At 70.9% G+C, this 16,997-nt stretch carries 14 protein-coding genes and 2 pseudogenes; 10 read left to right on the top strand and 6 right to left on the bottom strand.

The window, feature by feature from the left end:
- Positions 1 to 1,031: 1,031 nt before the first annotated feature.
- A complete protein-coding gene (locus tag SM793_RS25870; RefSeq protein ID WP_320440678.1) occupies positions 1,032 to 4,388 on the bottom strand; it encodes an ALF repeat-containing protein in 3,357 nt (1,118 codons plus the stop codon).
- 432 nt (positions 4,389 to 4,820) lie between these two features.
- Here SM793_RS25870 and SM793_RS25875 point away from each other — a divergent pair, with 432 nt between their 5' ends.
- The 3 genes from SM793_RS25875 to SM793_RS25885 all read left to right on the top strand — a co-directional run bounded on the left by SM793_RS25875 (position 4,821) and on the right by SM793_RS25885 (position 8,823).
- Positions 4,821 to 5,339, top strand: coding sequence for a hypothetical protein (locus tag SM793_RS25875; RefSeq protein ID WP_320440679.1), 519 nt, complete (start codon positions 4,821 to 4,823; stop codon positions 5,337 to 5,339).
- A gap of 109 nt (positions 5,340 to 5,448) precedes the next feature.
- Positions 5,449 to 7,263, top strand: a complete 1,815-nt coding sequence (locus SM793_RS25880; protein WP_320440680.1) for a trypsin-like serine protease — start codon at positions 5,449 to 5,451, stop codon at positions 7,261 to 7,263.
- Positions 7,264 to 7,335: 72 nt separating this feature from the next.
- The gene (locus tag SM793_RS25885) at positions 7,336 to 8,823 is read left to right on the top strand and encodes a S1 family peptidase (protein WP_320440681.1); all 1,488 of its coding nucleotides are present in this window, start codon (positions 7,336 to 7,338) and stop codon (positions 8,821 to 8,823) included.
- A 286-nt stretch (positions 8,824 to 9,109) separates the two neighbouring features.
- Here the strand turns inward: SM793_RS25885 and SM793_RS25890 are convergent, their stop codons facing one another.
- On the bottom strand, positions 9,110 to 9,268 hold the full coding sequence (locus SM793_RS25890; protein ID WP_320440682.1) for a hypothetical protein: 159 nt from the start codon (positions 9,266 to 9,268) through the stop codon (positions 9,110 to 9,112).
- A gap of 196 nt (positions 9,269 to 9,464) precedes the next feature.
- On the opposite strand from SM793_RS25890, the gene SM793_RS25895 reads away from it, so the two are divergent.
- The 5 genes from SM793_RS25895 to SM793_RS25915 all read left to right on the top strand — a co-directional run bounded on the left by SM793_RS25895 (position 9,465) and on the right by SM793_RS25915 (position 13,880).
- A complete protein-coding gene (locus tag SM793_RS25895) occupies positions 9,465 to 10,559 on the top strand; it encodes a hypothetical protein (RefSeq protein WP_320440683.1) in 1,095 nt (364 codons plus the stop codon).
- 449 nt (positions 10,560 to 11,008) lie between these two features.
- Positions 11,009 to 11,428 carry a hypothetical protein gene (locus SM793_RS25900; protein WP_320440684.1) on the top strand — a complete coding sequence of 140 codons (420 nt, stop codon included), beginning with the start codon at positions 11,009 to 11,011 and terminating at the stop codon, positions 11,426 to 11,428.
- A gap of 278 nt (positions 11,429 to 11,706) precedes the next feature.
- Positions 11,707 to 12,234: a hypothetical protein gene (locus SM793_RS25905; protein ID WP_320440685.1), complete on the top strand. Its 528-nt coding sequence runs from the start codon at positions 11,707 to 11,709 to the stop codon at positions 12,232 to 12,234.
- 141 nt (positions 12,235 to 12,375) lie between these two features.
- A complete protein-coding gene (locus SM793_RS25910) occupies positions 12,376 to 13,218 on the top strand; it encodes a hypothetical protein (RefSeq protein WP_320440686.1) in 843 nt (280 codons plus the stop codon).
- A gap of 251 nt (positions 13,219 to 13,469) precedes the next feature.
- Positions 13,470 to 13,880 carry a hypothetical protein gene (locus SM793_RS25915; protein ID WP_320440687.1) on the top strand — a complete coding sequence of 137 codons (411 nt, stop codon included), beginning with the start codon at positions 13,470 to 13,472 and terminating at the stop codon, positions 13,878 to 13,880.
- Positions 13,881 to 14,016: 136 nt separating this feature from the next.
- Here SM793_RS25915 and SM793_RS25920 read toward each other — a convergent pair whose 3' ends face one another.
- The 3 genes and pseudogenes from SM793_RS25920 to SM793_RS25930 all read right to left on the bottom strand — a co-directional run.
- Positions 14,017 to 14,373: a hypothetical protein gene (locus tag SM793_RS25920; protein WP_320440688.1), complete on the bottom strand. Its 357-nt coding sequence runs from the start codon at positions 14,371 to 14,373 to the stop codon at positions 14,017 to 14,019.
- A 91-nt stretch (positions 14,374 to 14,464) separates the two neighbouring features.
- Entirely contained in the window at positions 14,465 to 14,587 is a 123-nt protein-coding gene (locus SM793_RS25925) for a hypothetical protein (RefSeq protein WP_320440689.1), read from the bottom strand.
- Positions 14,588 to 14,735: 148 nt separating this feature from the next.
- Positions 14,736 to 14,954 (bottom strand): annotated as a pseudogene (locus SM793_RS25930) (HNH endonuclease); the annotation flags it as partial.
- Between the two features lie 324 nt (positions 14,955 to 15,278).
- On the opposite strand from SM793_RS25930, the gene SM793_RS25935 reads away from it, so the two are divergent.
- Both SM793_RS25935 and SM793_RS25940 read left to right on the top strand, forming a co-directional pair.
- Positions 15,279 to 15,431 (top strand): hypothetical protein, encoded by a 153-nt coding sequence (locus tag SM793_RS25935; protein WP_320440690.1) that lies wholly within the window; start codon positions 15,279 to 15,281, stop codon positions 15,429 to 15,431.
- Positions 15,432 to 15,525: 94 nt separating this feature from the next.
- A pseudogene (locus SM793_RS25940) lies at positions 15,526 to 16,511 on the top strand (IS630 family transposase); the annotation flags it as partial.
- Positions 16,512 to 16,612: 101 nt separating this feature from the next.
- On the opposite strand, the gene SM793_RS25945 reads toward SM793_RS25940, so the two are convergent.
- The coding region (locus SM793_RS25945) for an ASCH domain-containing protein (protein ID WP_320440691.1) at positions 16,613 to 16,997 on the bottom strand (385 nt) is incomplete at its 5' end.

Below are 16,997 nucleotides of genomic sequence, written 5' to 3' on the forward strand. Positions count from 1 at the left end.
CCTGCAGGATCTGGCGGGGCAGGGTGAGGTAGCCGTAGCGGATGGTGCTCAGCCCACCGACGCTGGCGTACTCCCGCAGATACCAGTACAGCCGCCTGCCGCAGCACCACCACCGAGGGGAAGACGGGCTGCCACCACTGGGTGCTGCCCGGCTTGGCGACGGCGAGGACCTCACCCAGAACGGCGATTGACAGGATCTGCGGCACGAACCGGCCCCTCACAGTCAGCCACGCGTTGCCCTTGAGAGAGCCGCGGAAGGCCGGAAGATCACGCCACTCACCCAACTCGTCCAAGACGACCAGCGGTGCCGGGCCCCGGCGCGCAGGTCTGGCGACAAGATGCAGGTGCCAACATGCATCAATGCGTCCTCTCCCTCAGCGACGCGGCAGTCGTAGAGGTCGATGGCCTGCCGGACTGCCAGGTCAGGAATCTCCCTTGGACAGTGCGCCGACGGCGGCGCGGAAGAAAATGCCTTTCCCTGTCCGCCGCAGGCTGGAGTAGACGTCGCTGAGAGCAACGGTCATCGCGTTGCGTTGGTGCCGGATTCAGTCAGCGCCCGCCACCGCGAGCTCGGCGGGGCTGCCGACCAGGAGGAGTGGCGCGAGGCCGACGACCTCACCCGGTCCAGCGCGCCTCGGAGTGAAAGCCCAGCAGCACCTGGGCCGCGGCCAGGCAGACCAGCTCGGACGCAGCGCTGACCGGCGCGGCGCCACGGGCCACAGCCGACGCGCAGGTATCCGGATCAGCACCGTGCCCACACCGGGCAGCCGCGCGTGTGAGTGGTGACGATCACCACGACGACGCCGTCCGGCACCTGCCGTGCCCGCGGGTCAACCGACCCAATGCGGCCGGTCGATCCGACACCATGCCGACTTGACCGGCTGTTCTGCTGTGCGGATACGTCGAGGGCCCCTCACGGTTTCGTGAGGGGCCCTCGACGTTGTGCCACGGAACCCGCCCTGCCGGATGACGGCCGGGCGGGTGGCGCCGGACAGGCGGCTGGGCCGGGGCCGCCGCCGCACGGGCGCTCGTCACCAGTGGGGGTGAGGGATTCGCTTCCAGGGCTTCGAGGTGATGAAGTTCACGGCGGCCGATCCTCCGCCGATGAGGGCCTGGGCCCCCCTGTCCGCGATCTCCGGTCCGAGCTGGGCGAAGTTCTTGACCGTGTACCCCTGCCCGGCGAGGAGGAGGTTGAAGCCGAACATCGTGACGGAGGACTTGAACTGCGAGCTGGTCCAGCCGTGCCCGTATCCGGACAGCAGGGCGCTCACGCCGCCGGTGACCAGTGACGTCACGCCGAACATCTCGGAGAAGGGCAGGCCTGGCGGGCCGGCGAACAGGCTCAGCGCCGACGCGCCGCCCAGCCAGGTGCTCACGTCACCGGTCAGCGTGGCATACCTGCGGGCCAGGGCCTTGGGGTCGATGAAGGTATCGGGGCCCGGCGTCGAGAACAGCTGGACGGTCTCGTAGGCCGCGTTGTCGAAGCGGTTGACGTGGTTCGCGGCGTCCTGGCGGGCCTGTTCCGCTGCCCTGGCCGCTTCCGCCGCCTGCTCCTGCGCGTACTTGCGGGTCGCGATGGCCCCGGCGTCGTTCGCGGCTTGCTGGGCCTCCTCCTGGCTCTTGCCGGCGGCCAGCGCCGCCTCCTTGGCGCCGGCCGCCGACGCGGCGGCGCCGGCCGCTGAGGCGACCGCGGCGTGGGCCGCCGACGCGGCCTGGCTCGCGGAGTAGTTGGCCTGCCGGCTGGCCAGCCTCGCCGTGACCGCGGCGGTCGTCGCCTGCTGGGCGGAGGACGCCGCAGCGGTGGCGGAGGCCGTGGCCTCCGCGGCCCTGTTGCGTGCCTCGTCCGCGTAGCCCTTGGCCTGGGAGGCCGATGCCCGGGCCCGATCGGCCCACTGGCCTGCCTCCTCGGAGGCCGAACGGGCCCGGGCCGCGACCGCGGACGCCTCGGCCGCATCCTGGTTCGCCTGCGCAGCGACCCCGGCGGCGTTCGCGATCATCGCCCGAACCGCCGCCACGTGGGCGGCGGTGTCCTGGTCCTGCTGGGCCGCCCGGTACTGGCCCCAGGCGACGAAGTCGCTCTGCATCGTGTCCGGACCCGACAGCACGACCTGCCCGAGGGCCGCCACGGCGGGACCGCCACGACCCATGACGGCGGTCGCGGACACCCGGTCGTCCTCGGCCTTGGCCGGCCAGTAGCCGGTGACCAGGAAGTCGGTCAGGGTCTTCGAGGAACCGTCGTTCAGGGCGGCGTTCCCGGCGGCGCTGACCGCCTTGCCCGCGTTGTTCATCAGCTTGAGAATCCGGACCCGGTTGTCCTCGGCCTGGACGTCGTGGACGCCCTGGGTGAGGAAGGCCTGGACTTGTGCCGGGCTGTCGGCCGCCAGCGCCCGCTGGGCCGCCTCCGCCAGGCCGGGGCCGCCGACGGAGGCGAGCACCAGGGCCTTCTCCCGATCGTCCTGCCGCAGGGCCTGCGGGTAGTGCGACACCGCCCAGTCGATCACTTCCCGGTCGGTGCCGGAGAGCGCGGTCTGGGCCGCCCGGCTGGTCCACGCACCACCGCTGGCCAGCAGGTTGACGGCGGCCCTGCGGCCGGCGGCGACGGCGGTCGCGGTGTCGACCGCCGGGTCGGCGGCCTTGACGACCAACTGCCGGGTGGCCTCGTCGACGGCTTCCGCCTGGGTTGCGGCGGTCTCCCGCGACCGCTCCAGCTCCTGCTCGGCCTTGCGAAGCGTTGTGGCCTCCTCGACCCCCACCTTGCTGTCGGCGTCGAGCTGCTCCTGCTCGCTCTCGCGGGCGAGCGCCTCGACGCCCTGCGCCACCGTCACCGCGTTCGTGGACGACTGGGCGGCTGCCACGGCCGCGTTGGCGTGCTCGGTGGCCTTGTTCGCCCAGTCCTGGGCGTTGCCCGCCTGGTTGGCGGCGTCGTCCGCTGCCTTCGCGGCGTTCTCCGCGTGGGTGGCGGCCCCGGCGGCGGCCGACTGGGCGTCCCTCGCGGCCGAAGCCGCCCGGGAGGCCAGCGAGCTGGCCCGCTTGGATGCCGCGTCCGCGGCGGCGGAAGCGCTGCGCGCGACAGCGGCCGCCTCCGTCGCCCGCCGGGACTGCGCGGTGGCCTGGCCGGCGGACACGCCGGCCGCGCGCGACGCGTCCGCGGCATCCGCCGCGTGGCGCGCCGCGCCGGCCGCGCTCGCAGCGGAGAGCCCGGCCTGCCCGCCCGCGACGGCCGCGCTCGCGGCGGCGTCCGCGGCACTGCGGGCGCCGGCCGCCGCCTCCCGGGCGGCCTGCGCCGCGTTGCGGGCCGCCTGAGCCTGGCCCGCGTCCTGGCGAGCCGCCGAGGCTGCCTGGTAGGCGCGTGTGGCGGCCTGCCCTGCGGCCGCTGCGGCACTGGCCGCGCCTCGGGCCGCGTTCGCCGCCGTCCGGGCCGCGGCCACCGCCATGTTGGAGGCCTGGATCGCGGTCCGCGCGGCGTTGGCCGCGCCCTCCGCCGCCTCGGCCGCGCGGTTCGCCGCCTGTCCCGCTCTCACAAGGTCGTTCTTGGCCGCCTCGGCTTCGGCGGCGGCCTTCTGCGCGGCCTCCTTGGCCAGCCGGGAGGCCTCCTGGGCTCGCTCGCCCGCCGCCTTGGCCGCTTCGGTCTCGGCCTTGGCGCGCTTGCCTGCCTCTGTGGCGGCCTCGACGAGCTGGCCGATCGTCAGAGTCTCCTGGTCACGTGCCCGGGCCAGCTCCAGCCCGTTCTCCAGGAAATCTGTGATGTCCTCGGCCGTTCCGTTCAGGGCCCGCTGCGCGAGCTCCTGCACCTCGGGGCCGCCGGTCCCCAGGACCTTGATGACCCGGACCCGGTCGTCCTCCTCCCTCGCCCGGGCGAGACCCTCACCCATGAAGTCCGTCAACGCCTTGACGGAACCGTCGTCGAGCGCTTTCCGCGCCGCCTCCTGGACCGCGCGGCCGCCTGTGCCGATCGCGACCAGGGCGGCAGCGCGCCGGTCCTCCTGCAGCGGTGCCTGGAAGCCGGTCAGCACGAACTGGTGAAGTTCCTCGTCCGAACCGCTCAATGCCGTCTGGGCGGCGGTCCGCACACCGGTACCGGAGAAGGCGAGCATCTTCAGGACCGCGAGGCGTTCGTCCTCGGTGGTCGCCCACTGCAGGCCGGTGGCCAGGAAGTCGCCGATCTCGCCGTCACCGCCGAGCAGGGCGGCGGCCGCGGCGTCCTTGACCGCCGACCCTCCAGTGGTCCACGCCTCGACCACCTGGGCCCGCGCGCCCGCGGGCAGCGGCGCCGGCCCCGGTTCGGCGGGGACCGCCGCCGCCACCGTCGTGCCGAAGACCGCAATAACCAGCGACAGCGCCGTCGCCGCAGTGAACCGGGCGCGGCGCCGACGAATCGGCACGGTCACGGGTCGCCTGTCGACCATTTCTCCCCCATTTCTTGAGTGCCTCTCGATGGGAAATAGAAGGCTTTTCTGGTTCATCTGCAACAGATTTTCGAACTGTCGCACAGGTCGTGAACCCACGGACTTGATGTTGAACTTACGAGCCATTCCACGGATCGATCGCGTCGGGGCCAACAGCTGGAGGAAATCGCTGGTTGCCATGGAAGGGTACGGAGTTGACAGCCGGATGGCCGGATTCCGGAAGAGATTTTCGCAGGTCGTTCCGGTCGTGGCATTGGCTCGAACCCGACTCTTTGTGGAACTCGGTGGTCGTGATACCAATGGGCCTTCGGTCCGATGGCGAAGCACCTGGCTCCGGCCGGCGCCCACGCATCGTTTACTTCGATTGCACCATTACCTTGCCCACGCAATTCCTGCACGAGGAGGCATGCCAGCATGAAGACCCTGTACCGCTGCCTGGCCGTCGGTGTCGTCGCCCTGGGGGGACTGACCGCGGTCGGCGCCGCCCCCGTACCCGCCGCAACAGGGGCAGGCGCCCCCTCCGCAGACGACACCCCGCCGCCGGCCGTCGAGGACTTCACATACCCGCAGGCGGACAGGATCTTCCAGGAGCGCGGCATCAGACTGAAGAGCGGCGACGGACGGATCCTGCTCGTCACCTGCGACAGCCGTCCCGGCCTGCTCGAGGTCAATGCCCGGGGTATGACGGCCACGGACCCGGTCGGCCGCGGCCGGTTCTGCTTCCAGGTCAGCGGCTCCACCGGCCGGCTGAGTCTCGAACTCCCCTCCGTCTACGCCGCCAAGGGCAACGACTACGCCGTACGCCTCGACATGCGGACAGGCACCGAGGCCAAGTCCTTCGACGTCGAGAAGAACAAGTGGACGCAGGTCGGCGAGACCGCGGACCCACAGGAGCGCGTGTTCACCCTGCTGGAGATCACCGCCACGGCCTGACGCCCGGTCCGTGCGTCCATCCGACGGTCACCGGCCGCCGCACGACAGCGGAGGAAGACCGTTCCACACCGACCGGGCCGCCTCACTCACTCTTCCGAAAGGCACTCCCATGCCCCGCAAGGCCCCTCCCCGTTCGCGGCGGGCCGGAGTACTGGCCGCGGCCCTGACCGTCGTCACCCTGAGCGCACTCGTCCCGGCGGGCGCCGTGGTCGGTGACGCCGCTGCGGACAATACCTACGCCTTCACCACGCGCCTGGTGATCGGTGAGGGCGAACGCGCTTGCACCGGCGCCCTGGTCGACCCGTACTGGATCGTCACCGCAGCCTCCTGCTTCGCCGACACCCCCGCCCAACCGACCGTCCCCGCCGGCCCGCCCGCCCGTAAAGCCACCGCCACCGTCGGACGCACCGACCTCACCACCACCACCGGCCAGGTCCGGGACATCGCCGAACTCGTCCCCCGCACCGACCGCGACCTCGTCCTCGCCCGACTCGCCACCCCCGTCACCGACATCACCCCGGTGGCGGTGACCGCAACCGCCCCCACCCCAGGCGAGGAACTCCGGGCAACGGGCTACGGCCGCACCAGGACCGAGTGGGTACCCGACAAGCTCCACACCGCCCTGTTCACCGTCGGCGCCGTCGACCCGACCGGCCTCGGCATCACCCCCAAGAGCCCAGCCGACGCCGCCCTCTGCAAGGGCGACACCGGCGGCCCCGCCCTGCGCCGCGCCGGCGACCGCTACGAACTCGCCGCCCTCACCAGCCGCTCCTGGCAGAACGGCTGCCTCGGGGCCGCCCCGACTACCCGTACCGGCGCCTACGAGACCCGCACCGACGACCTCGGCAGCTGGATCCAGCAGACCGTCGCCGCCTGGAACGCTGTGGTGAGCGGCCGATTCGGCACGCGGAACACCGTCTACAACCCCGACACGAAGACGGCCGAGCTCTTCACCCTGCGCGCGGACGGCGCCCTCATCCACGCCTACAACACCAACGGTCAAGGCTGGAACGGCTGGCACCTGGTCGGGCCCGGCGCACGGTTCGTCGGCACGCCGGCCGTCGTCCACGACCCCGTCACCAACACCCTCGAGCTGTTCGCCACCAGCACCGACGGGTCCATGTACCGGGCCGCGTGGAGCCGTGTCACGGGCTGGCAACCGTGGACGATGAGCGGTGACTGGAAGTACAGCGGCTCCCCCGTCACGGTCTACAACCCGGACACCAGGACGGCCGAGGTCTTCGCCCTGCGCACCGACGGCGTGATGGCCCACCTCTACAACACCGACGGCGTGGGCTGGCACGGCCCGTTCACCCTCAACCCCTCCGGCGCATTCGTCGGCACGCCGGCCGTCGTCCACAACCCCGTCACCAACACCCTCGAGCTGTTCGCCACCAGCACCGACGGGTCCATGTACCGGGCCGCGTGGAGCCGCGCCGCCGGCTGGACGTCCTGGATCATGGCCGGTGACTGGAAGTACGGCGGTTCCCCCGTCACGGTCTACAACCCGGACACCAGGACGGCCGAGGTCTTCGCCCTGCGCACCGACGGCGTGATGGCCCACCTCTACAACACCGACGGCGTGGGCTGGGAAGGCCCCTTCACCCTCAACCCCGGGGGCCGGTTCACGGGCGTGCCGAGTGTCCTCCACAATCCGGCCGGCAACACCCTGGAGGTGTTCGCGGTCGGTACCGACGGGTCCATGTACCGCGCGACGTGGAGCCGTGCCACCGGCTGGGGGCCCTGGACCATGACCGGCGCCTGGAGGTTCGGCAACTCTCCCTCCGCGGTCTACAACCCGGACACCAGGGTTGCCGAGGTCTTCGGCCAGGGCACCGACGGCGTCATGGCCCACGCCACCAAGGTCGCCGACGGGGCCTGGTCCGGCTGGTCCATCGTCGGCCAGATCCCCACGACGGGCTGACCGCCACCGGTCGAGTGCAACCGGCTGACCGCACCCACCGCGCCCCCAGATCCAGGAACGGAGAACCACCCCATGCTTCGCCCACGCTCCGCACGGACGGCCGGGACGCTCACCGCCGCCGCCCTCGCCGGCACGCTGCTGGCCGGCACGCCCGCGCCCGCCGTCAGCGGCGACACCGCACCCACAGGCTCGTACGCGTTCACCGCCAAGCTGGACATCGGCGACGGCAAGCGCGCCTGTACCGGTGCGCTGGTCGACCCGTACTGGATCGTCACCGCCGCTTCCTGTTTCGCCGACGACCCGGCCCTGCCGACGACGGTCCCCGCCGGCCCGCCCGTCCTCAGGACCGTCGCCACCGTGGGCCGCACCGACCTCACCACCACCGCGGGTCAGGTCCGGGACATCGCCGAACTCGTCCCCCGGGCCGATCGCGACGTCGTCCTCGCCCGGCTCGCCACCCCTGTCACCGGCATCACCCCGCTCGCCGTGTCCGCTACCGCCCCCACTCCGGGCGAGGAACTCCGGGTGACGGGCTACGGCCGCACCAGGACCGAGTGGGTGCCCGACAAGCTCCACACCGCGCTCTTCTCGGTCGGCACGGTCGATCCGACCGGTCTGGCCATCGCCGCCAAGACTCCCGCGGACGCCACCGTCTGCAAGGGCGACACCGGCGGCCCCGCCCTGCGAAAGGTGGGCGACCACGACGAACTCGCCGCCCTCAACAGCCGCTCCTGGCAGAACGGCTGCCTCGGCGCAGCCCCGACCACCCGCACCGGAGCCTACGACACCCGCACCGACGACCTCGCCGAATGGATCATGCTCGTGCGCTCCCGCCCGTTGCCGCCCCAGGCCCCTGGCGTCCTGCGCTGGTTCCTCTCCGACTCCGCCCAGTCGAACGTCGCCACCCGGGTCGCGGTCGACTTCGGCAAAAGCCCGATGATCCCGCTGACGGGCAACTGGGACGGCATCGGCGGCGACACCCCCGGCGCCTACGACCCCACCACCGCCCACTTCTACCTGACCAACTCACTCGACGGCGGCCCCAGCAGCACAGAGTTCGGGTTCGGGAATCCGGGCGACGTCCCCGTGGTCGGCCGGTGGGACGGCGGACGCACCACCGAGGTCGGGATCTACCGCCCGAGCACCGCCGAGTTCCACCTGCGCCACCACGACGGCACCGTGACGTCCTTCGGCCTGGGCGACGGCGGCAACTGGAAGCCGATCGCCGGAGACTGGACACACAAGGGCTACGACACCCCGGGCCTGTTCGACCCCGACACCGCCACCTTCTACCTCGTGAACTCCCCGCACGGGGGCGAGGCCGACACCGTCATCGGATTCGGCAACCGCGGCGACACACCCCTCACCGGCGACTGGAACGGCAGCGGCACCACCCAGGTAGGCGTCTACCGGGCCGCCGGCAGCGTGTTCCACTTCCGTGGCGGCGCCCCCGACGGCTCCACCACCTCCGTCTCCTACGGCGACAGCGGATTCCCCGTCACCGGCGACTGGAGCGGAAGCGGCAGGACGACCCAGGGCATCGCCGTCCCCGGCCGATGAAGCATCCCGCAACGAGTGCCCTGGGAGACCTTCTCCGGCGGCCTGGGAAATGAATCCCGGTGGACCGGACGTCCCCACAGGTCGAACGAATTCTGTCGGAGGGCCCCGCGGCAAACTGACAGCACAGCGGTCCCGGCCCGGGCCCGGCGGGCGTGCTGGCCGGCCCCGGCCGGGCACCCGCCAGGCCCTCGGCCCGCAGGCCGGAGTAGTTACTCGGCATGGCCTAGGAGTGCCGTGCACGCCCTGGGCAATGGCGCCTTCACCCGGGGCGACACGCCGCCAACCGCTACAGCCGCACTACCGCCGCTGACACCAGCGCGCCGGCCGCCCACGCGACCAGGGACACCTCCCACGGGCGGAGGCCGTTGCGCAGGGCCCACCGGCGGGCGAGCAGATGCGCGCACGGCGCCGCGAGCGCCACCACGGACACCGACTTCGTCTTCATGATCAATAGTTCCTTTCGCATCGAATTCCCGAGCAGGCCCCGCAGCGGGCCCAAGACCACACAACCAACGGGAACTGCGCTGCATCAAGCGTGACTTGCCTGTTTGCACGTTGTGGGGACCGTGGCCGGGAGTACCTGCCCGAACCGGGCCCGGAGCCCTCGAACCGTGTCCGGCGGCGGCCACTACCCTTGGCCCATGACGGACGACATCGCCGGCCCCCGACTCCGGGGTGAGGACCTGCTGCACGCCGCAGCGACGGCCGGCCACCAGGTCAGCGCGCGGCTGTTGGAGACCTTCCGCTCCCAGGGCCTGATCCCGAGGCCCTCACGCGTGGCCAACGCCGGCGTTCGTCCGGTGTGGCTGTACCCCGCCGGTGCCGACCGCCAGCTGGTAGACCTGATGACCCACCGCACCCGCACCAAGGACCGCGCCCAGCTGCTCGCCCTGCTATGGCTGGACGACCACCGGATCGAGCCGGCCGCCGCCCGCGAAGCCCTCGCCGCGGTCCTGGAGGGCATACGCACCGGGCTCGACGAGGAGGTGGCGGCGCAGGCCGCGCGGCTCGGGGACAGCCGGCCGGCCGATCGCGACACCGCGCTGGCGGCCCTGGCCGCACAGATGGCCTCCCCCCGCGGACCGGACGCCCTGCCACGCACGGTCCGGGTGACGGCGGCGGAGCGCGCCGGCACCCTGGAAACCCTGATACGCACCTTCGCGTTCGGCGAGCAGCCGCAGGTCAGCGAGAGCGACGCGCTGGTGGCCGAGCGGGTCCTGGGGATCTCTCCGGGCCGCCGTGAGCGGGTGGCCGGTGCGGGACCGTCGCTGGTCGGACCGGCCGTCGACATGTTCGACGCCGGTGCTGCCGTCACCTCGCTGCCCAGCATGGCCCGGGCGCTCGCGCAGGCGAGCGACGCCGAGCTGGACCAGGCCCGTCGCATCGCCGTCGTGCTGGCCGGAGGCCTGGCCACTGCCGCGCGGATGCTGACCGCGGCCACCGGCAAGCCCAACAGTGCCGGCCTGCAGAATGCCGCCGCCCTCGACCAGGACCCCCTGCTGCGCCTGCTGCTGGTGGGTATGGCGGCCGCCATGATCCGTCACGGCTGGGCCGAGCAGCTGATGCACGTCGCGACTGCGGCGGCGCCGTTCCCCACCCTGCTCAGCGGCCTCGACCGGGTGCTGGACATCCCTGCTGCCGAGGTAGAACGCAACCTCCGCACCGCGGCACCCACCGTCCGCGACAGCGCGAAGCGCCTGATCGACGCCGCCATCGACGGCCGCCTCCGCCCCTGAGACCGGCCCGCCGGCCCGCGACGTGCCGCGGTCAGGCGGGTGACGGTGACCGACTGGTATGAAATCCTGGATGGATGACTGAGCATCAAGCCTCCGCCCCGCAGCCGCCCGAGCGGGAGGACGCGCCGCGCGCGGGTGGCCGCCCGGCTCGCCCGACTGGGCCCGGGACCGGCAGCGGTCTTCGCCGACGCCTGCCGCCTGCTCGACCACGACCTCCAGCTGGTCAGCCCACCGTGCGCATGATCGCCCTGCTCGCCGCTGTCGCCGTGGCGTCAGCTCCGGCCACAGGGTAGTCCTGCGGGGGTTGTGCCACGGGGTTACGCGCGGGAGGGGCTCACCGTGACCGGCGGCCGGTGTGGCGCCCTTGCCCGCGGTCGCCGGGAGGCACGATGATGTCGGTCGCTCACGCTCGTCCACCGAAATCTCGTCCGACGAAGAAGGTGCCGATCATGCGCAGGACTCTCCTGACGACCATCATCGCGGCTGCCGCCGCGCTCGGTTTCGCCGCCGCACCGGCGCAGGCGGCCACCGGCGACGTGACCAAGCCCTTCGCCATGACGTACGGCAACAGCCAGACGTCGGGCTCGATCCACTTCACGAGCGGCTACACGGCGTCCCTCAGCGGCGTCGTGCACGCGGCCAGCGGCCAGCGCGCTATCTGCGCCGACGCCTACAACGGCAGCGCGAAGGATCAAGGCTATTGCAGCCCCTGGGCATACGCCGGCGGCCCGGACCAGGTCCTCAACGAGCCGTTCTCCATCCCCCTCCCCGGCGGGGTCCAGCGGGTCGTCATCGAGATGATCGACGAGAACGGCAACATCGTGGCAAGCGAGTCCTGCACCCGCTCGGTCTGCACGCGCACGATCTGACTCGTGGTCGGCGACGACAGGCACGCGGCGGCCTCCAAGGCTACGCCCCCGGAGGCAAGGGCAAGACGGTCCCGGACGAGATCACAGAGCGGTGTGGGCTCAACGCCCGCGCAGACGAGTGACCGACCGGCGGGCCCGGCGGCAGTGGTCCGGGAAAACCTGCGGCGCGACGACCACGATGATGAGCAGACCGGGGCAACCGACGGAATTCGTTGACCAGCCGGTACGTGGCTTCCGTCGCGCTGGGTTCCCGCGCAGAGGCGCCCACGTTCCCGCCCATGAGCGTCGACGCCGACGTGAACGCACTCAGCACCGATGCGTCCGCCGAACCGGCTCGCGTTTCTTCACCTGGGGCGGCGCTCGCCGTCGGCGAGCAGGCTCCCGTGCTGGAGCTTGAGCCGATCGCCTACGTCAGGCACATCTCGGACGCCGAGCTGCTGACCGCCGACGTGCACGAGAGGCGGCGCGCGGCCGAGTGGTCGTGGGACATCTGGTGGCGGGTGTGCCTGGTCAAGGTCGGCAGCCACCGCACGGAGGAACTCGCTGCAGAGACGGCTGACCAGCACGTGGCCGTTTTCCACCTCACCCGGCCCGAGGTGCACGCCCTGCTGGCCGCCGTCGCAGCCGGACGGATCCCCATGCCCGAGCCGGTGGCCCGCACCCGCCGGGAGCGCTGGACGACGTACGCGGGTGGGCTCAGGCGGTGCCGCGAGACCACCCGAACCGAACGGCCAGCTAGGGGCGACGTCGCAGTCGGGGTGCCTCCTCTGGGGGCGGCTCTGGGTGGGTGGGCGGTCGGCCGGTGAAGCAGTGGCGGGTGTGAATCCCGTCGGGCGTCGTCAGGAGGTTTGACTGGCCATCGCTCCAGAGGGTGATCGTCGCTGGGTCGGGCGTCTCCTTCGAGGATGTCGGCCTGCGCTACCTGCTACGGATGGTGTCGTGGGGTCATGAGTACGCGGACCGGCCCTGGCATCCGTTCAGATGCGCCTGGCCTCACCGACCTGATCGGCGCATTCACCGAAGACGGGTGCCCTCGCGGGCAGCTGGTGCTCCATGAGCCCTGGCCGCGGCGATGGTCGACGACCTGGCAGTTCGACGGCGGCCAGGTCGTCTGGCCGGTTCGGGATCTGGGTTCGGTGCCGGTGCTGAGTTCGCAGCCACTTCGCCGGTTTACCTGGCGAGCCCGGCAGCGGCACCGGCCGGGGCTGGAGTTCCTGGTCTCCACCGGCCGCCAGTACGGCTTCGAGTCGCTGGAGGAACGGGATCTGCTGCTGGCGCTGGACTTCGTGCAGGTCCGGGAAGTGCTGCCGCAGCCCTTCCGGCTGGAGTTCGAGCACGCCGACGGCCACTCGGCGCACATGTCGGACTTCCTGGCGCTGATGCCGGACGGCATCTGGTTGTTCGATGTCCGCCCAGCAACCCTGGTCCGGTACGAGGACGCGGTGAAGCTCGCGGCGACGAGGGAGGTCGCGGCGGCCGCGGGCTGGCACTACAGCGTGGTCGGCGGCTGGCGTCGGCACGTCCAGTCGGTGCTGGACGCGTTGTCAGCCCGGCGCCGGCCGCGCAAGGGCCCGTTGGGCCTGCAGCCGCAGTTGCTGGCCGCCGTGGTCGAGAACGGCGAACGCCGGAACCAGATGCTCGCCGGCCAGGACCACGAACGCGAAGCAACCTGGCGCGAACGCCGAAGACCCACTCAAGGCCACCCACACCGAGACCCTCTCCCAGCGCAAGCGCGCATCGGTGAACTCCTCGGCGAGGTCCAGGACTTGCGGGCCCATCGGACCGAGTAGGCCATCCGGCGGATCACCACCGAGAACACCACGCTCAAGCAGCGCGTCCGCCAACTCACCACCGACAACCGCACCCTCGACGAGCAGCTCAAGGCCGCCCGTTCCAACCTTCGATTCCAAGACCGCCGCGTCGCCGACCTCGAAGCCCAGATCGCGGGCACCTGACAACCAGGTGGGTGCCGCTCAGTCCGGTCCGGTGACCCGGAGAAACCCGTGGTCACGGGACCGTTCCGTATGCCAGGCTCCGGCATATGGAGCCCCACAACGAGCAGGCCGCAGGCGAGGTCCTGCATCGCCGCGGCTGGCGCAAGGCATTCACCGTCCAAGAGATGGCCGACAAGTGGGCCTGGCTCGTGACCAGAGTCGAGGACGGTTACAGCGACTCAGTGGACGAATACACCAACGACCTCTACAGCCGGAACTGGCTGCACGAGGCGTGGCCGATCCTCACTGACCGCGTGATCGTCCTCTGGTCCCCGCAGATCAGAGCCCTCGACGACCGTTTCCGGGCCGTCACCGTCTTCGACGACGGCATCGCCTTGTCGCAGTTCCACCGGATCAGCGGATTCGACCCTATCGACATGTGGTGGTGGCGCCGCCACCCTCGTCTACTCGTCGACGAACTCGGCCGGTCGCTCCGCTCGGCGCGCGCCACCAACTGATCCTCGGCAGGACACTGCACGAGACCCCGCCGAGGCGTGTTCGCCTCCCGGATCACTCGGACGAGCGACAGCAACGGCCCTCGATGGGCAGGCGCCGTTTGATCAGCAGCCGGGACAAGGCATGTGGCGGCGGAGGTCATGTCGAAATGCGATCCTCCAGACCGTCGCCGTTGGCGCCCGACAGGTTCTCCGCCGTGTCCACGTCGAGGCCCACGGCCAGGGCTGTCACGTACTCCTGCTGCTCGCCGGTGAGACGGGCTGCAGGATCGTCGAAGAGTCGCAACAGCGCGGCCGCCACGATCGCCGGCACGGCGACTGCGATGGCATTGTGGAGCGCGTCCTCACGTGCCGCCATCGAGCCTTCGCCCTGATAGTGCGGCGCGATCTCGAGAGCTTCGTGGGCCCTCGCCGCGACGTCACGGTAGGCGAGCCGGTCAAGCGGATCCTGGTGGTCATCACCGAGCACCAGCAGCCGGGCTGAGGCAGTGGTCATGCCTGCTGTTCTACCGCAGCCCGGCCCGTCAGCTCGGGGGAACGACGTACTCAGTCCAGCGTGTTCAGCCGGCGATGAACATCGGTGGGCTTCACCGCAGGTGCAGGTGATACTGCTCGATCTGCTCCTGGGTGACCGCGATCCGGACGAACTCCACCTCGACACCGACCGCTTCGGCGAACGCGGTGACGTCCTCGGCGAGGGCGGCGAGCATGCCGGGCCGCCCAGGGTGACGCGCCTTACTTGACTTACTGCCGCCCGAGGCCCTGACCAGCGGGAACAGGCCGGAGCACCAGATAGGCGGAGGACACACCGGGACAGAGTGACGAACGGCTCGGGCCCGGCGGGCAGGTCCGGGGCGGTCATGATCCCGCCGGGCAGGTGTCGAGCATCTCGCCGAGCGCTGCCTTCTCCGGTTTGGTGACCGTCAGCTTGTAGAAGCTCTTCACGTCCGTCCAGGCCTTGGCGTAGCTGCACCAGGCCGACCGGGATGGTGGCTTCCACTGGTCCGGGGTCTGGTCGCCCTTGCTGCGGTTGGAGGCGGCGGAGACCGCGAGGAGCTGGGGCCTGGTGAGGCCGTTCGTTATCTCTGGCTGTCAATCTGATCTCGCAGGTCAGCAGGGAATAAGCTGTTCTGTCAGTGAGAGCGAGTGCCCGGGGTGCCGCAATGCCGATCCCCGGCGATCGGGAGAGGAGCACCAGAGGTGTGGGGACCACTCAGCGAGGATGTGCGTCGGACCTTGGAGCTGTTGTTGGCTGGGGATACTGATGTGGACCGGGCGTACCGGGCACAGATACCCCATGTGTGGATGAAGCCCGGATGTACATGCGGGTGTCCGACCGTGGACCTTCGAGTGGACCGGGACACCGTGGCGGCTGGGCCCGTGGTGGAGCGAAGTCCGGTCATGGCTGACGGAAACGTCCAGGGCGCCGATGGTCAGTACATCGGGGAGGCGATGATCTTCGCGTTCGGGGGGTACCTCTCGACCCTGGAGGTCTGCGTCTGGGAGAACCTGGGAGTCCTGGAGCTGCCACTCTGCGAATGGTTGAGCGTTTAGGGCCTTTCCTCCGGATCTGTCCGCAGAACGGGCAGGTTCGATATTGGGTGTGATCGGTGTCGAACGTCGTGCGAGCATCGCCGGATGACCGACGATGAGGAACTGTCCGTCGCCGATCCGGGAAATCGATGAGGACGAGGGGCGGCGGCTACTGCGGATTGTCCGCCGGGGCACCAGTTCGGTGGTGACCTGGCGGCGGGCCCAGATGGTGTTGCTCTCCGCCCAGCGCATGAACGTGGCGAAGATCGCCGAGGTGACGTTCACCAGCGCGGACCGCGTCCGGGACGTGATCCACAACTTCAATACGGACGGCTTCGACTCGCTCTACCCGAAGTACCGGGGCGGCCGGCCGAGGACCTTCACGCTGCCCGAACGTCGCGAGACCAAGAAGATCGCCAAATCGAAGCCGGCCGAGCACGGCCTGCCCTTCTCGACCTGGAGCCTGGCCAAACTGGCCGACTTCCTGGTCGCCGAGGGGGTGGTCGACGACATCAGCCACGAGGGCCTTCGCATCCTGCTCCGCGAGGAAGGCGTCTCCTTTCAACGCGTGAAGACCTGGAAGATCTCCCACGACCCCGACTACGCCACGAAGAAGGCCCACGTCGAGCACCTCTACGCGATCGCCGACGGTGAGGTCATACCCGAGGAGGGCGAGCCAGAAGTTGTCTACTGCATGGACGAGTTCGGGCCGCTCGACCTCCAGTCCCGCCCCGGCCGGAAGGGGCGGTGCGCGGCGGGCGGCACAAGGACCCCGACCGCGGGCCCCGGCCCGGGCGGCGGGCGACCTGCACCCGCCCGCACGGGGTCCGGCACCTGTTCGCCGTCAACGACCTCGGCAAGGACCAGCGCTACGGGCACATCAAGAAGACCAAGAACCGCTCCACGTTCCTGGAGTTCTGCCGCTACCTGCGCTCGCTGCACCCGATGGACGTGCGGATCGCGATCGTGGCCGACAACTACTCGCCGCACCTGACGACGAAGCGGTGCCAGCGGGTCGAAACGTGGGCGGCGGCGAACAACGTGGAGATCGCCTACACCCCCAGTGCCAGAGCAGGAGAGCGTCGTTTCACTGCTCGGCGGTGAGCGTGTTCCCTGGCAGGTGGCCCATGTGCGTCCGTTCTGTTCGGTACGTCGTCCGGGCCGGGATTGCGGCGGCCGGGGCACCGCCGCCGCACGGCCTGCTACCGGTCGGGGTGGTCGGCGGCCAGCAGGGCGATCTCGATGGCGAGGGCGCCCAGTTGCTCCTTGTCGGGCGGGTAGATGCCGCGCAGGGCGGCAAGGGTGGCGGCCCGGTCGGTGGCCGGGTTGATCGCGGCCGGGTCCTCCTCGTCGAGGAGGACCGAGAAGTCCGGGTAGCGGCCGACGCGGACGACCTCACAGGTGACCGGCCGGTCGTGGTCGGTGCGGAAGTCGATCCGGTCGCCGGGGCGGATCAGGTTCTTGGTCGGGCTGGCGGTGCGTACCTCAACGGTCTTGGTGCCGCTGGCGACCAGGGCGTGGTACTCGGGCAGGAGGTGCAGGTCGTGCGTCCTGGCCGGGCTGCGGTAGTCGGGCAGGGAGCGGCGG

Source organism: Kitasatospora purpeofusca, from assembly GCF_034043715.1.
Taxonomy (GTDB): domain Bacteria; phylum Actinomycetota; class Actinomycetes; order Streptomycetales; family Streptomycetaceae; genus Kitasatospora; species Kitasatospora purpeofusca_A.

Bases quoted from the DNA above. Each gene is read 5' to 3' on its own strand.
- SM793_RS25875 (WP_320440679.1), top strand. From the start codon at position 4,821: ATGAAGACCCTGTACCGCTGCCTGGCCGTCGGTGTCGTCGCCCTGGGG.
- SM793_RS25880 (WP_320440680.1), top strand. From the start codon at position 5,449: ATGCCCCGCAAGGCCCCTCCCCGTTCGCGGCGGGCCGGAGTACTGGCC.
- SM793_RS25885 (WP_320440681.1), top strand. From the start codon at position 7,336: ATGCTTCGCCCACGCTCCGCACGGACGGCCGGGACGCTCACCGCCGCC.
- SM793_RS25890 (WP_320440682.1), bottom strand. From the start codon at position 9,268: ATGAAGACGAAGTCGGTGTCCGTGGTGGCGCTCGCGGCGCCGTGCGCG.
- SM793_RS25895 (WP_320440683.1), top strand. From the start codon at position 9,465: ATGACGGACGACATCGCCGGCCCCCGACTCCGGGGTGAGGACCTGCTG.
- SM793_RS25900 (WP_320440684.1), top strand. From the start codon at position 11,009: ATGCGCAGGACTCTCCTGACGACCATCATCGCGGCTGCCGCCGCGCTC.
- SM793_RS25905 (WP_320440685.1), top strand. From the start codon at position 11,707: ATGAGCGTCGACGCCGACGTGAACGCACTCAGCACCGATGCGTCCGCC.
- SM793_RS25910 (WP_320440686.1), top strand. From the start codon at position 12,376: ATGAGTACGCGGACCGGCCCTGGCATCCGTTCAGATGCGCCTGGCCTC.
- SM793_RS25915 (WP_320440687.1), top strand. From the start codon at position 13,470: ATGGAGCCCCACAACGAGCAGGCCGCAGGCGAGGTCCTGCATCGCCGC.
- SM793_RS25920 (WP_320440688.1), bottom strand. From the start codon at position 14,373: ATGACCACTGCCTCAGCCCGGCTGCTGGTGCTCGGTGATGACCACCAG.
- SM793_RS25925 (WP_320440689.1), bottom strand. From the start codon at position 14,587: ATGCTCGCCGCCCTCGCCGAGGACGTCACCGCGTTCGCCGAAGCGGTC.
- SM793_RS25935 (WP_320440690.1), top strand. From the start codon at position 15,279: ATGGCTGACGGAAACGTCCAGGGCGCCGATGGTCAGTACATCGGGGAG.